We start from the raw sequence: 14386 nt of genomic DNA, 5'->3' as shown, positions 1-14386 counted from the left end.
TCACCGAACTCCGACTGCTGTCTCAATCCGGCCGTGCGCGGAATACCACACTCACCCGCGGCGACACCGGGCGCGTGGTCTTGGGAATGCCGTGCTCGTGGGTGAGCTGGCTGGCATGACTCATCACCAACAGGCTGCCCGGCGCCAGGTCCAGCGTCCAGATGCGGCGCGTGCCGTGCATCGCGCGGATGTGCATGCGTCGCGTGCCACCCAGCGACAACAGCGCGATCGGCTGGCCCGGTTGCAGCATGTGCAGCTTGTCGTGGTGCATCGCCACGCTGTCGCGACCATCGCGATAGAAGTTCAACCCCACGCCGGTGTACGGCGCCGGCACCCTGCCCTGCACCACGGCCAGCATCTCGGACAGCGGCAGCGATGTGGGCAGCTCATCCAGCGCATAGTGCGCGCGCAGGCGCGGCACATCGACGATGCGGTCGTACATCGGCCGGCGTTCGTGCTTCCAGTCGGCGTGATCGCGCAAAGTGTCGAACCAACGCGACGCCGTCGCGGGATCGACCACATCGGGCCAATAGCGCATGCCGCCTTCGGCATCGTCGAACACCGTGATCGGCGTCGGCGCGAACAGGTCCCCCATCGTGGCGTTCAATGGAAATCCCGCGATGGCAGCGACAGTTCGCCCAGCAGCGCGCTCATGTCGCGCAGGTCGCCGGCGATGAGGTGCTCGACACCATCCACGCGCTCCCAGCGCCCGCGAACCGCCAGCAGGCGCGACTCCAGCAGGGCGCGTCGGCGGCGCATCGCCAGGTGCGACCACACGATCACGTTGATCATGCCGTGCTCGTCTTCCAGCGTGACGAAGATGGTGCCCTTGGCCGTGGCCGGACGCTGGCGCTGGGTGACCAGGCCCGCCACATGCACGCCGCTGCCGCTGGGACGGCTTTGGAGATCGCGTAGTCCCAGAATCCGCTGCGCACGCATCTGCGGACGCAGCAGCGCCATCGGATGCGCCTCCAGGCTCAGGCCGACGCTACGGTAATCGGCGGTGATGTCCTCGCCGATGCGCGGCGCAGGCAGTGCGATGGGCTGCTCTTCCGGGCTGCCTGGCAGCAACGGTCGCTGGCGTTCAATGCCCGCCACGGCCCAGCGCGCGGCATTGCGATTGCCGACCAGCGATTGCAGTGCGCCGGCTTCGGCCAGCGCGGTGCGGGCTTTTTCGTCCAGACCGGCGCGCAGGCTCAGGTCTTCGACGCTGGAAAAGGGGCGGCGCCTGCGCGCGGCCATGATGGCCTCACCGATTTTTTCGGAGAGGCCTGCGATCTGGCGAAAGCCCAGGCGGATGTCCGGCTGCTCGCCCTCGTCTTCCTCGCTGCGCCACGGACATCCACCGACCAGCGTGTTGTCCCAGTCGCTGCGCATCACATCGACGGGCAGCACCGTGACCGACTTGCGCCCGCCCCGCCCCCGGCGCGCGTCCTGCACAAGTTGGCTGGGCGAATAGAACCCCATCGGCTGCGCGTTGAGCAGCCCGCAGGCGAACGCCGCCGGCTCGTGTCGCTTCAACCAGCAGCTGGCGTAGACCAGTTTGGCGAACGAGGCCGCGTGGCTCTGCGGGAAACCGTACGAGCCGAAGCCCTTGATCTGCTCGAAGATCTGGTCGATGAAAGCCGAGGCATAGCCTCGTGCCTCCATGCGCTCACGGATGCGGGTGCGATGCGACTCCATGTCGCCGCCACGCTTCCAGGCCGCCATCGAGCGGCGCAGGTTGTCAGCTTCGCTGTCGGTGTACTCGGCCGCATGCATCATCAGTTCCATCACCTGCTCCTGGAACAGTGGAATGCCGAGCGTGTCTTTCAAGATGTCTTTGACTTCCTCTGACGGATATTCCACAGGCTCAAGCCCTTGGCGACGCCGCAAATATGGGTGGACCATGTCGCCTTGGATCGGGCCGGGCCGCACGATGGCCACCTCGATCACTAGGTCATAGAACCGCGCTGGTTTGAGTCGCGGCAGCATCGCCATCTGTGCCCGCGATTCGATCTGAAACACACCGACAGTGTCGGCCGCTTGGATCATTCCGTAGGTCGACTGGTCTTCTGGCGGGATCGTCGCGATCTCGTAATCTCGCCCACGATGCACGCGAATCAGATCCAAGGTCTTGCGGATACAGGTCAACATGCCCAACGCCAGGCAATCCACCTTGAGCATACCCATCGTTTCCAGATCGTCTTTCTCCCACTGGATGATGGTGCGGTCGGCCATGGCCGCGTTTTCGATTGGCACTACGGTCGAAAGTGTTTGTTCTGCGATCACGAAGCCGCCAACGTGCTGGGAAAGATGTCGCGGCTTTCCCTCAAGCAGTGACGTGATGGCCAGGATCTTCATGATCAACGGATTGGCCGTATCGAACCCGGCTTCCTCCAATCGCTGCTCCATCGGCGTCTCGCCATTGCCCCAGCCAAAGCAGTTGGCCAATAACGAAATCTGGTCCGGCGGCAAACCGAATGCTTTGGCCACGTCGCGCACCGCGCTCTTGCCACGATAGGAAATCACCGTCGCAGCCAAGGCCGCACGATGCCGTCCATACTTTCCGTAGACGTATTGAATGACCTCTTCGCGCCTTTCGTGTTCGAAATCCACATCGATATCGGGCGGTTCGTTGCGTGTTTCGGACAGAAAGCGCGCGATCAGCAGGCGGGTTTCGTCAGGATTGACAGCAGTGATGCCCAGCGCAAAACAGACCACAGAGTTGGCTGATGAACCGCGGCCTTGGCATAGGATTTTTTTTGACCGTGCAAAGTGCACCACATCCTGTACGGTCAGAAAGAATGCTTCGTACCCTTTGAATTCGACCAGCGCCAGCTCTTTCTCCACTAGCGCGCGGACCTTGTCTGATACTCCCTCTGGGTACCGCCATTTCAGTCCAGCCTCGGTCAGCTCACGCAGATAACTCGTCGCGGTATGCCCCGCCGGCACCAACTCGGCTGGATAGTCGTATTTCACGTCACGCTTGAGATCGAAGCCGCTGCAGCGCTGCGCCACCTCCACCGCCGCCTGCAGCAACGCCGCTGGATAGATGTTGCCCAGCGCGCGGCGCGAGCGCAGGTGGCGCTCGCCATTGCGGAACAGGACCGCACCGGCCTCGGCCAGCGGCACGGTATGGCGGATGGCGGTGACCGTGTCCTGCAGCGCGCGGTCGCGGCGATTGGCCATGTGCACGTCCCCGCTGGCCAGCGGCGTCATGCGCAGTTGGCGGGCCAGCGTTAGCAGCGATGCCAGGCGCGCCGCATCGTCGCACTCCCGATGCAGCTCCACGGCCAGGTAGGCGCGTTCGCCGAACACCTGCTGCATCCATTGCCCTTCCTCAGGCTGCGGCACGCCGCCCGGTAGCCACAGCGCGAAGAGTTCCGGCGATGCATCGCGGAACTGTGCTTCCACGTCCGCACGCGTCAGCGTGTAGTGGCCCTTGGTCGCGGCGCGACGTGCGGTGGTGATCAGCGCACACAGCTGCGTGTAACCATCGCGCGTTTCCACCAGCAACACGAAACGGGTGCCGTCCACCAACGCGAACTCGCTGCCGACGATCAGCTTGACGCCGGTGGCTTTCGCCCCTTCCCAGCCGCGCACGATGCCGGCCAGCGAACATTCGTCGGTGATCGCCAGTGCCCAATAGCGACAATGGCGGGCGCGTTCGAACAGCGCTTCGGCATCGGAGGCGCCGCGCAGGAACGAAAAATCCGACAGGCAATGCAGCTCGGCGTAAGCCGGCAGGCCGTCGTCTTCCTCGCCATGCAGCACATCGTCGTTGGCCGCCTGCTGCAGGCGCTGGGCCATGCGCCAGGCCCGCGGCATGCGGCCGCCGGGCGTATCGCGGTCCACGCCGTCGATGGCATCGTCCCAACTCATGCGAACCAGCCGTGCAGCATCCAGCCGGCATCACGCACGCCGGCCGGCTGGAATGCCCAGGCACGTTGGCCGCGTGCGGTTTCCACCACGTAGTAATCGCGGCGTGCATCGCCGTCGTCCCACCAGCCGCTTTCCAGGCGCTCGGGGCCGGAGATGATCTTCGGCGTGCCGTGCAGCGGCTGCGGCTGCGACAACAGCCAGGTCGGGCGCGGTGGCCGTGCAGGCGCGGCTTCGATCCCACGTGCTGGTGCATCGCCGATGGCGCGGCGCCAGGCGCGTTCCGGGCGCGGATCGCCTGCCGGTTCGACGCGATACACCGATGCATCGCCCAGGCGCGCACGCAAGCGCTCACGCAGCTGCGGCCAATCCACCGCCTGTTGCGGGCGCGTGTCGAACAGATCACGCGCGGCGGGCACGAACGGCGGCAGCTGGCGCGCCAGCAGGCGCACGCCCACGACGGGGCGATCGATCGAGACACGCTCCAGCCGGTTGCGCGCCAGTTCGAACAACATCGCCTGTTCGCGCTCGGGCGCCAGCAGGCCCACGTCCACATCGGTGTGGCCCTGCTCGTGTTCCAGCCGCAGCACGAAGCGCTGCACGCCACCGTCGCGGATCGACAGATAGGTGCACAGGTCGCCGATCAGGCGCCGCAACGGAAACAGCAACGCCATGTGGTTCTCGACCTCGTAGCCCATTTCCACGCGCGCATCGAAATGGTCCGGCGGCGCATACCAGCTGAGCGGATCGTCGGCCTGCCCGTACAGGCGATCCAGGTGATCGAGCAGCGCCACGCCGAAGCGCCGCCGTACCGCATCGCGCGGCAGTTCACGCAAGGCCGCCAGCGTGCGCAGGCCCATGCGGTGCAGACGCTCGCCGCTGTCATCGGGCAACTGCGCGCGCCGCACCGACACGCCATCGAGCACCTGCTGCAGGCGTTCGATCCGGGCGATTGCCAGGCCGTCTTCCAGCCCGGCCAGCACGTGGGCCGCGCGCGGCGTGGGTGCCAGTGCAAGGCGATGGCGAAAGCCCAGCGCATTCAATTCATTGCGCAGGCGCTGGGCGAACTGCGGCCACGGCCCGAACAACCGGAAACTCGCGCGCGCCTCCAGCACGATCGCGTGCGGCCATTGCTGGCTGACCAGCGAGCTGTGCCGATACGCCCAGTTGGCCAGGAAGCGCTGGCTGCGCGCTTCGTCCTGCGCGTCGAAATCGACCGTGCGCACCTGGGTCATCAAGGCATGCGCGGCGGACAGGCGCATGCCGGATTTCAAACCGGACTGCAGGGCCGCGGCGTTGACCGAATGCAGGCGGCGCAGCTGCGCCGGGCCCTCGACCAGGACCAGCGGCGCAGCGCGTTCTTCGTCCGGGCGACGCCGCAGCACCGTGTCCATCGCCAGGTGCGGCAGCAGGATGCAGGCCCACAGCATCAGTGCACCGCCTGCAGTGCGCGTGCGGCGTCAGCGTCGGTGCGGGAAGCCGGATTCCACGGCAATGGACGATGCAATGACATGCGCGGACCTCAATGCACCAGCCGCAGCGGCTGCGCAGGCACCTGTCCGCCGCGGCATTTGCGCACGCGCCAGGCGGCTTCCTCGCTGCGGTATTCCAGTCGCAGTGCAGCCGGCGAAGCGTTGACCGCATGGCGCGCATCGCGCAAGGCAAAACCACAGCAGTCGCCGCTGTCGGCCGCCACCTGCAGGCGACGCAAAGCGCGCTCATCGGCCGTCTGCGGCCAGCCAAGTACCGCAGCACACGATCCGCTGCGCAGGCACTGCTCGAATGCCCACAACGCATCGCGCGGCGCGGCGTCGATCACTTCCAACTGCGCCAGATCGAGGCCGCCGCCCTGCCAGGCCGGCGCGTAAGGGATGTAGGGCGGCGCGACCAGCGCCACGCGCCCGCCAGCGGCCGTCATGCGCGCCAGCGTGGGAAGCAGCAGCGTGATCTCGCCGATGCCATCGGCCGGCAGCAGCAACTCGGTCAACGCCTTGCGCGGCCAGCCCGCGGTCGGCAGCACGGCGTCCAGCGCGGCATGGCCGGTCGGCTCGCCGGCGTGATGCACGCCGCCTCCGCGCCCGGCCCGCCACACGGTGCGCGCGGCCAGCAGATCGTCCAGCGGCATCGCCGCAGACGACACCACCGACAACGCGCGACGTGGCACTTCGGCCATCGCGTCAGCCTCGCCGCACCAGGCCGCAATACAGACCTTCGATAGCGAAGTCCGCACCGGCCGGCACCACGATCGGCGCGTGCGCAGGATTGCGCGGCAGCAGGCGGATCTGGCGCGGGCCGCGTTCCAGCCGCTTGATCGTCAGTTCGCCCTCGACCCGCGCCACCACGATCTGCCCGTCGCGCGCCTCGGCACTGCGATGCACGCCGACCAGATCGCCATCGAGGATGCCGTCGTCGATCATCGAATCGCCCTGCACCTTCAGCAGGTAATCCGGCCGCAACGAGAACACGCCTGCATCCAGCAGCAGCTGTTCGTCCAGACCGATGTCCGCCCCGATCGGTACGCCGGCAGCGACCCGGCCCAGTACCGGCAGCGACAGCAGCGCCGCCCGACGATCCGCACCCGGCACGCGGATGCCGCGCCGCTGCCCGGGCTGCAGGTTGATCAGCCCAGCTTCGGCCAACGCCTGCACGTGTTTCTGCGCGGCGTTGCGCGAGGAAAAGCCGAACTGCGCGGCGATTTCCGCCAGGCTGGGCGTGTGGCCGCGCAGCGCTTCCTCATGCAGGAAGGCCAGGACCGCGGCGCGCTTGGGAGGCAAAGTGTTCATGGGTGTACATTTGTACACCCCCTGCGTCGCACAGGGCGAGATACAGACGCGCGCGTCCGCTGGACGGCTTTGCGCCGTGGCGGGAACCGCTTTAAGCTGGGCGTATAACGTCTGTTATAACCATTTTGGTAATGCCATGAAACTCAAGATCACCACCATCGGCAATTCCGCTGGCGTCATCCTGCCCAAGGAGTTGCTGGCCCGGCTGCGGCTGGGCAAGGGCGATGAGCTGTACGCGCTGGAGACGCCTGATGGGGTCAAGCTGACCGTATTCGACCCCGAGCTGGCCAAGCAGATGGAAGTGGCTGAGCAGGTGATGCGTAACCGGCGCACCCTGCTCCACAAGCTCGCGCAGTAGGCTGCGGCGATGATCACCTGGATCAGCCGTCCACTGGTGCTGGCCATCCACGACCGCCAGCTTGCCGAACATGGCGGCGGGACCGGTGTGCGCGACGATGCGCTGCTCGACTCGGCCCTCGCGCGGCCGCATCAGCTATTTGCCTATGGCGATCCACCGCCGGATCTGGCGGCGCTGGCCGCCAGCCTGGCGTATGGCTTGGCGCGCAACCATCCCTTCATCGATGGCAACAAGCGCACGGCAGCCGTCGCGTGCGAAACCTTCATCCTGCTCAACGATGCGGAACTGGATGCCGATGACCTGACGCTTTATCCGGTCTATCTGGGTCTGGCCGACGGCACCCTGAGCGAAGCCGACTTCGCCGACTGGCTCCGCGCCCACCTCATGCCCAAACCCGGCACGCAGGTCCACGAACCCGCCACCGCCTACGGCCGCTGATCCGAACGCGGTCCGGCAACCAGCGCCACCACGCAACAACCCGCGCTAGGCCGGCCGCTGCGCCAGTGCCGCATCGAAGGCGACTTCCAGCTGCGGATGCACGCCGCGCACCCGATCCACCACCTGCGCGGCCCAGTCGAAGTACGCACGCCGCCGCGCCGGCTCCCACGCGGCCGGCGGCGACTGGGCCAGGTCGCGCAGGTTGGCGATCTTGTCGGCCAGCTTCACCAGCTTGGCGCCGTCGGGCGCGTGCCCGGCGTGCTCGACCTGCTGGCGTTTGCGCTCGGCTTTTTCCAGGGTTTTGTCATCGGTGACGGCGTCCACGTAGGCCAGCACCTGCGGGCCGAACCGCTCGCCGACCAGTGCGCGACCGTCGTCCAGTGAAGGCTGCCCGGCCTGGCCGCAGCAGTCTTCCAGGTAATCGTGCAGGGCCGCGGCGCACAGCACGTCGGCATCGTCCACGCCGCCTTCCAGCAACAGGATGCGCATCAGCGCGAGCGGATGGTTGATGTAGGGCGAAGCGTCGACGTCCTTGCGGCGCTGGTGGCGATGGGCCTCGGCGGCGAAGGCCACGGCATCGATGACGCGTTGCAGGTCGGTGGGCTGGTGCATCGTCTTCTCCAATCAGGGGAAAGCAGCGGCGATGGCCAGCGGATCGTCGGGGACCTTAAGTCCCCGGCCGCGCCACCACCTTGGGTTCGTGGACTTCCTCGCCGGGCTTGGCACGACCGGCCATCTCGGCGCCGGCATCGGGCGCCAGCTTCCACATCGTCCAGACCGAGCTGGCCGAGACCAGGCCGATGGTGAGGAAGGCGAAAGTGAAGTTGATCGGCGCGCCGGTGGCCTGCCCGGTCGCCAGGCTGGCCGCGCTCAACGCATAGCCACCCAGGGTCACGCCCAACGCCAGCGAGACCTGCTGCACCATCGCCGCCAGGCTGGTGGCCTGGCCCATGCGCGCCTGGTCCACTTCCGAATAGATGATCGCGTTTAGGCTGGTGAACTGCAGCGAACGGAAGCAGCCGCCCACCAGCAAAATGCCCACCATCAGCAGGTACGGCGTGTCGGGCCGGAACAACCCGTAGGTGCACAGCATCAGCGAGGCTGCCACCGCGTTGAACACCAACACCTTGCGGAAGCCGAAACGCTTGAGGATGCGCGCGGCCAGCGTCTTCATGAACATCGCGCCAGCAGCCGAGGTGAACGTCACCGCGCCCGATTCCAGCGGGTTCAGGCCGAAGCCCAGCTGCAGCATCAGCGGCAGCAGGAACGGGATCGCGCCGATGCCGATGCGGAACAGCGAGCCGCCCATCACCCCGATCCGATAGGTCGGCAGCTTGAGCAGATCCAGATCGATCAGCGGATGCGGATGACGGCGCGCATGCAGCACGTAGGCCACCAGGATCGCCACGCCCGCCGCCACGCAGGTCAGTGCGACCCACGTGCCGACCATGTGCCGGCCCAGCGTGGCCAGGCCGAACATCGACAGCGCCAACCCGGCGCCGGACAGCACGAACCCGGTCCAATCCAGCGGCTTGACCTCGCCCTTGAGCAGCGGGATGTATTTCCAAGCCAGCCAGATGCCCAGCGCGCCCATCGGCAGGTTGATGAGGAAAATGAAGCGCCAGTGGCTGTAGGTGGTGATCAGGCCGCCCAGCAGCGGACCGAGGATCGGGCCGAGCAGCGCGGGGATCGTCAACCAGCTCAACGCACGGACCAGCTCGGCCTTGGCGACGCTGCGCAACAGCACCAGGCGCCCGACCGGCACCATCATCGCCCCGCCCATGCCCTGCAGGAACCGCGCGGCAACCATCCACTCCAGCGAGGTCGATGCCGCGCAGCCCAGCGAGCCCAGCAGGAACACACCGATGGCGGTCATGAAGGTCGGCTTGGCGCCGAAGCGGTCCGCCACCCAGCCGCTGATCGGGATGAACACCGCCAGCGCCAACAGGTAGGTCGTCAGCGCCAGCTTGAGTTCCACCGGCTCTACGGAAAGATCCGCGGCGATGGCCGGCAGCGAGGTCGCAATGGCGGTCGAATCCATGTTCTCGATGAACAAGGCCGTGGCGACGATGAGCGGGAGCAGGCGTTCGGGTTTCAACGGACCGTGACACAGCAGCGAAGGCCACCATTTTCGCGTAAGTGGCCGTGCGCCGATGTGATTCCCCGCCGCGGCGGCACTGCTTCGGCCCGCCAGCCGGCACATCGCTCACCCACGACCGTACCAGCGCGCGATGCGTGGCGACAGGAACGGCTGCGGGTCCAGGCCCAGCGCGCGATAGCCATCCAGCACATCGCGCAGTTGCTGCTGGACGCGGGTCTGGCCGGCCAGGCCGTCCGTCTCGTCGAGCGTTAGCTGGGCTTCGGCCCAGTCGTGCAAGCGATCGCTGCGCGCCAGCAGCGCAGCGCGCAACCAGTCTTCCAGGCGATGCACGCGATGGCCTTGGGCCGCCAGCGCATGCACGGCCTCGGCCAGCGCCGCGTTGGCGCCGCGCACCCATTCGGTCTTGCCGCCGGCACGCACGGCGATAGTCATTGGGGCCGGCGCACGGTGCGCGCGAAGTGGGCGGCGCAGGGCAAGTTCCAGGTCGCGCGCTTCTCGCTCGCGGTCGGCTTCCACCAGCATGCCGGCCTGCAGGTCGAAGAATTCATACCAGCGCGGATGCAGCTGGCCGATGCGCACCAGCGGATCGCGCGAGAACCCGATCTTGCAGAAGTCCTCCCACGCGCACGGAAACACGTAGGTGAAGTAGCGACCGTCCAGCGACACGGCCGGCGGGTCGTCCGTCGTCATCGCGGCACAAGAACGGAAAGGCGTGGCATGTCCCCAGCATGCACCCCGCTGGTCGCGACGGATGCGACGCGCGTGCTGCGCTGGATCGCCAGCACCACCCGCACCTCATCACGACCGGACCGCCTCAGACGTAACGCGGAATCGGCCCCAGCTGCGGCGTCTGGTCGGGCAGTTCCACCTCGGTGTCGTCCACGTAGCACCAGCCCCAGCCTTCGGGCGGGTCGTAGCCTTCGATGATGGGATGGCCGGTCGCGTGGAAGTGGGCAGTCGCGTGGCGATGCGGCGAGCTGTCGCAGCAACCCACGTGGCCGCAGACCCGGCACAGGCGCAGATGCACCCATGGGCTGCCGATGGCCAGGCACTCCTCGCAGCCCTTGGCGCTGGGCATGACGTCGACGATTTCATCCAGATGCGTGCAACGCGACATGGCGATTCCTCAGGTGGTGGCGACGGGCGCCTCGATGGTGGCCAAATACTGGTGGATCTGCGCGACCACGGCGGCCCCCTCGCCCACCGCCGCGGCCACGCGTTTGACCGAGCCGGCGCGCACATCGCCGATGGCGAACACGCCGGCGCGATCGGTTTCCAGCAGCGCAGCGCCATTGGCGCCGGTCACCACGAAGCCCGCCGGATCCAGCGTCACGCAGTCCTTGAGCCAGTCGGTATTCGGATCGGCGCCGATGAAGAGGAACAGATGGCGCAGCTCGCACGCGTGCGTGGCCCCGGTGGCGCGGTCGCGATAGGTCGCCCCGCACAGCGCGCCCTGGTCGTCCGCCTCCAACGACAGCAACTCGGTGCCGGTGTGCAGCTCGACATTGGGCAAGGCCTTGATGCGATCGATCAGGTATTTGGACATCGACGCTTCCAGGCCACGCCCGCGGATCACCAGGTGCAGCTTCTTCACCTTGGGCGCCAGGAACACCACCGCCTGCCCAGCCGAATTGCCGCCGCCCAGCAGCGCGATCTCCTCGCCGCTGCACATGCGCGCCTCGATCGGCGAGGCCCAGTACGACACGCCGCTGCCTTCGAAGCGGGCCAGCTGCTCCACCTGCGGCCGGCGATAGCGTGCGCCGGAGGCCACCACCACGGTGCGCGCCTGCACGGTGAGGCCGTTATCCAACGTGAGCCGCAGCGGTGCGTGGGGGGCTTCCGCCGTCGCCTCGCAGCGTAGCGTCTGTACCTCCAGCGGCAGCGCCAGCTCGACGCCGAACTTCAGCGCCTGGTTGTAGGCGCGCCCCGCCAAGGCCTGGCCGGAAATCCCGGTGGGGAAGCCCAGGTAGTTCTCGATCCGCGATGAGGCGCCGGCCTGGCCGCCGATGGCGCGCTGCTCCAGCACCAGCACCGACAGGCCTTCGGACGCGGCGTACACAGCCGTGGCCAGGCCGGCCGGTCCCGCGCCGACCACGACGACGTCGTGCACAACGGCCGGATCCAGGTCAGGCGTCATCCCGAGGCAACTGGCGGCCGCAGCATTGGTTGGGCGTTTGAGCACTGTGCCGTTGGGACAGATCATCAGCGGCAGCTCGTCGGCGTGGATGCCCAGGCGCTCGACCAGCGCACGGCCTTCTTCGTCCTGGCTCGCATCCAGCAGCGCGTTGGGATAACCGTTGCGGGTGAGGAAGCCCTGTAGCCGCACCAGCTGGGTTTCGCCCGGCCGGCCGACCAGCACCGAGCCGACCGCATCGCTTTCGATCAGGCCCACGCGGCGCAGGATCAGCGCGCGCATCACCACTTCGCCCAGCTCGGCCGCGCCGATCATCAAGGCGCGCAAATGCACCGCATCCAGCGGCACTGCCGTGCAACCCTGCGCGCCGGCGATGCCGCCAGCCAGCGAACTGCGCCCGGCCAGCTGGCTGACCTCGCCAGTGAAGCTGCCGACGCCGTGCTCGGTGATGCCGTGTTCGTGCCCCAGCCCGTCGCGCCGCGACACCGCGATGCTGCCGGCCAGCACCAGCCACACCGGCGCCGGATGATCGCCCACCGCGAACACCACTTCGCCCGCGGCGAAATCCCGCTCCGGCCCGCTGGCGAAGCGCCGCGCCGTGGCCATCTGCGCCGCATCCAGCGCAGGAAACATCTGGTGCTGCCGCGTATCGATCAAAGCCATGCACGCCCTCCCACGCGGCAGCGCCCGCCGCAAGCGTCCTTTCTACCACCGCACGGTGATGGGCTCTTGCACGCGTGTGCGGCCGACCGGCGCAGCCCCGTGCTGGCGCGAAAACAAAAAGCCCCGCGACTGCGGGGCTTCCGGTTTCAACTGCGGATGGGATCAATACACCAGCGTCTGGATCGCGTGCGCCGGGATCTCCACCTGCGTGGACGCCTCGCCCACGTAGTAGTTGTAGGTGATCGCCTTGTCGCTGGCGTTCATCACCACCGTGGCCAGCTTGTTGTCCTTGTTGAGGAAGGACGTCGTAGCCAGGTTGCTGCGGCTGCTGGCGGCGCTGACGCGCTGCGCTTCGGGGCGGATGAACTTGGAGAAGTGGCCGATGTACCAGTAGGGCGGTGTGTAAAGCAGCTCACCGGTGCGCGTATCGGCCTGCAGCGGCGCGAAGCAGTAGTTGCCGACGTGGTTGGGACCGCCCTGCTCGTCCAGCAGGATGTTCCAGTCGGTCCACGCGACGGCGCCGCCATTGAAGTCGTGGATCATCGAGGTGCCGTAGCGCTCGCCGTTTGCCCAGTCCTGGATGCGGGCGAAGTCGAACTTCTCGATCGAGGCTTCGGTCAGCAGCAGCGGCTTGTCCGGATACGCGCGCGCCACGTTGGCCACGTTGTCGGTCATCGGGTCGAAACCGGCCCAGGTTTCGTACCAGTGGAAGCCCATGCCCCAGGCGTACTTGGACGCTTCCGGGTCATCGAAGATCGTGTTGGCGCGATGGACCATCATGTCGCGGTTGTGGTCCCACACGATGATCTTCTTGTCGCTGTAGCCCGCCTTGGCCATCGTCGGGCCAAGGTGGTTCTTGAGGAAGTCGCGTTCCTCTTCGGCCGAGAACTGCATCGACTCCCACTTCTGGATCGCCATCGGCTCGTTCTGGATGCTGATGCCCCAGATCGGGATGCCTTCCTTCTCGTAGGCCGCGATGAACTTGGTGTAGTAGTTGGCCCACGCATCGGCGTACTCCGGCAGCAGGTGGCCGCCCTTGAGCATGGTCTTGGTGTCCTTCATGAAGGCTGGCGCGCTCCACGGGCTGGCGAACATCGGCAGCGTGCCGCCCGCAGCCTTGATCGCCTGCTTGATCATCGGGATGCGGTACTTGCGATCGTGCGCGACGGAGAAGGACTTCAGGTCCTTGTCGCCTTCCTTGATGTAGGTGTAGCTGGCGCTGGAAAAATCCGAACTGTGGATGGTCGTGCGCGCCCAGGTGTAGCCGATGCCTTCGTTGGGGTCGTAATAGGCCTTCATGAATTCGGCCTGCTTGGCCTTGCTCAGCTTGGCGTAGGTTTCGGCGGCCGAATCGGTGATCGCCCCGCCCACGCCCATCACCGTCTGGAAGCGCTTGGTCGGATTGACGAAGATCGAGTTCTCGACCTCGGTCAGCTTGTGCCCGGCCTGCAGCGGCGCGACCTGGCTCTGCACCATCTGCTTGGGCGCGCCCTGCGCGCTGGTGTACACCGTCACCGCACCGCCGGCAGGCGTGTACGCCGCCGTGCTGACCTCAGCGGCCTGCACGCTCGACGCGGCCAGCAGCGTGCCCAACGCCGACAAAAGAATGGTCTGCTTCATCGCGCCCTCCCAGGCGAAGTAGTCGGCGCGAGGATACCCGCTCCGCGCCCCACAGCGGCTTGGACCAAGGGCGTAAGACCTATTGCGGGCCAGGGCTTAAGACGCTGACCTAGGCGTCAGCTTCAGCGGTCTCCACCAATTACTGCCCCAGATGCGGGTAGGCGAAGCGGTGCAATTCCAAACACGAGCGATACCGACCAATTTCAGCAGAAAGGCCCCGCTTTCGCGCGGCCTTTCTTTTGCCACAATTGCTTCGAACTCAGCCCTTCTGCTGCTTCAACCACTCCTTGATCTGCGGCAGGCATCCAGCAGCGCCAGCAGACGATGCAACGTTCTTTCTTGTTAGCTCCTCAACAGCCATCCCCTCACCCTGCCCTCCCCCCCCCCCCCGCAAGCGAGTGAGAGGGCGCGAAGCGCGGCACGTAGTG

General features: G+C 66.9%; 13 protein-coding genes. 2 read left to right on the top strand and 11 right to left on the bottom strand.

Going from position 1 to position 14386, the window contains the following annotated elements:
* Positions 1–22: 22 nt before the first annotated feature.
* The 5 genes from BMZ17_RS13445 to lexA form a co-directional block, all read right to left on the bottom strand.
* The gene (locus BMZ17_RS13445; RefSeq protein WP_093139795.1) at positions 23–595 is read right to left on the bottom strand and encodes an alpha-ketoglutarate-dependent dioxygenase AlkB; all 573 of its coding nucleotides are present in this window, start codon (positions 593–595) and stop codon (positions 23–25) included.
* Between the two features lie 8 nt (positions 596–603).
* Positions 604–3864, bottom strand: a complete 3261-nt coding sequence (locus tag BMZ17_RS13440; RefSeq protein ID WP_175485581.1) for an error-prone DNA polymerase — start codon at positions 3862–3864, stop codon at positions 604–606.
* Positions 3861–5291, bottom strand: coding sequence for a Y-family DNA polymerase (locus BMZ17_RS13435; RefSeq protein WP_093139053.1), 1431 nt, complete (start codon positions 5289–5291; stop codon positions 3861–3863). The genes BMZ17_RS13440 and BMZ17_RS13435 overlap by 4 nt, the downstream gene beginning before the upstream one ends.
* A 92-nt stretch (positions 5292–5383) precedes the next feature.
* Positions 5384–6034, bottom strand: coding sequence for a translesion DNA synthesis-associated protein ImuA (imuA, locus tag BMZ17_RS13430; RefSeq protein WP_175485580.1), 651 nt, complete (start codon positions 6032–6034; stop codon positions 5384–5386).
* Positions 6035–6038: 4 nt separating this feature from the next.
* Entirely contained in the window at positions 6039–6644 is a 606-nt protein-coding gene (gene lexA, locus BMZ17_RS13425; RefSeq protein WP_093139052.1) for a transcriptional repressor LexA, read from the bottom strand.
* A gap of 136 nt (positions 6645–6780) precedes the next feature.
* On the opposite strand from lexA, the gene BMZ17_RS13420 reads away from it, so the two are divergent.
* Complete coding sequence (locus tag BMZ17_RS13420; protein ID WP_093139051.1) at positions 6781–7002, top strand: AbrB/MazE/SpoVT family DNA-binding domain-containing protein; 222 nt, start codon at positions 6781–6783, stop codon at positions 7000–7002.
* Positions 7003–7011: 9 nt separating this feature from the next.
* On the top strand, positions 7012–7440 hold the full coding sequence (locus BMZ17_RS13415) for a type II toxin-antitoxin system death-on-curing family toxin (RefSeq protein ID WP_093139050.1): 429 nt from the start codon (positions 7012–7014) through the stop codon (positions 7438–7440).
* A 45-nt stretch (positions 7441–7485) separates the two neighbouring features.
* Here the strand turns inward: BMZ17_RS13415 and BMZ17_RS13410 are convergent, their stop codons facing one another.
* The 6 genes from BMZ17_RS13410 to BMZ17_RS13385 form a co-directional block, all read right to left on the bottom strand.
* Positions 7486–8052: an HD domain-containing protein gene (locus BMZ17_RS13410; RefSeq protein WP_217645799.1), complete on the bottom strand. Its 567-nt coding sequence runs from the start codon at positions 8050–8052 to the stop codon at positions 7486–7488.
* A 55-nt stretch (positions 8053–8107) separates the two neighbouring features.
* Positions 8108–9538, bottom strand: a complete 1431-nt coding sequence (locus BMZ17_RS13405) for an MFS transporter (RefSeq protein ID WP_093139049.1) — start codon at positions 9536–9538, stop codon at positions 8108–8110.
* A gap of 108 nt (positions 9539–9646) precedes the next feature.
* A complete protein-coding gene (locus BMZ17_RS13400) occupies positions 9647–10231 on the bottom strand; it encodes a GIY-YIG nuclease family protein (RefSeq protein ID WP_093139048.1) in 585 nt (194 codons plus the stop codon).
* 124 nt (positions 10232–10355) lie between these two features.
* The gene (locus BMZ17_RS13395) at positions 10356–10658 is read right to left on the bottom strand and encodes a UBP-type zinc finger domain-containing protein (protein ID WP_093139047.1); all 303 of its coding nucleotides are present in this window, start codon (positions 10656–10658) and stop codon (positions 10356–10358) included.
* 9 nt (positions 10659–10667) lie between these two features.
* Positions 10668–12338 carry an FAD-dependent oxidoreductase gene (locus BMZ17_RS13390; protein ID WP_093139046.1) on the bottom strand — a complete coding sequence of 557 codons (1671 nt, stop codon included), beginning with the start codon at positions 12336–12338 and terminating at the stop codon, positions 10668–10670.
* A 162-nt stretch (positions 12339–12500) separates the two neighbouring features.
* The gene (locus tag BMZ17_RS13385; RefSeq protein ID WP_093139045.1) at positions 12501–13958 is read right to left on the bottom strand and encodes a glycoside hydrolase family 30 protein; all 1458 of its coding nucleotides are present in this window, start codon (positions 13956–13958) and stop codon (positions 12501–12503) included.
* Positions 13959–14386 lie beyond the last annotated feature (428 nt).

The organism is Pseudoxanthomonas sp. GM95, assembly GCF_900109775.1.
Classification (GTDB): domain Bacteria; phylum Pseudomonadota; class Gammaproteobacteria; order Xanthomonadales; family Xanthomonadaceae; genus Pseudoxanthomonas_A.
Note: the sequence above shows the minus strand (reverse complement) of the source record. Positions and strands in the feature narration are given on the sequence as shown.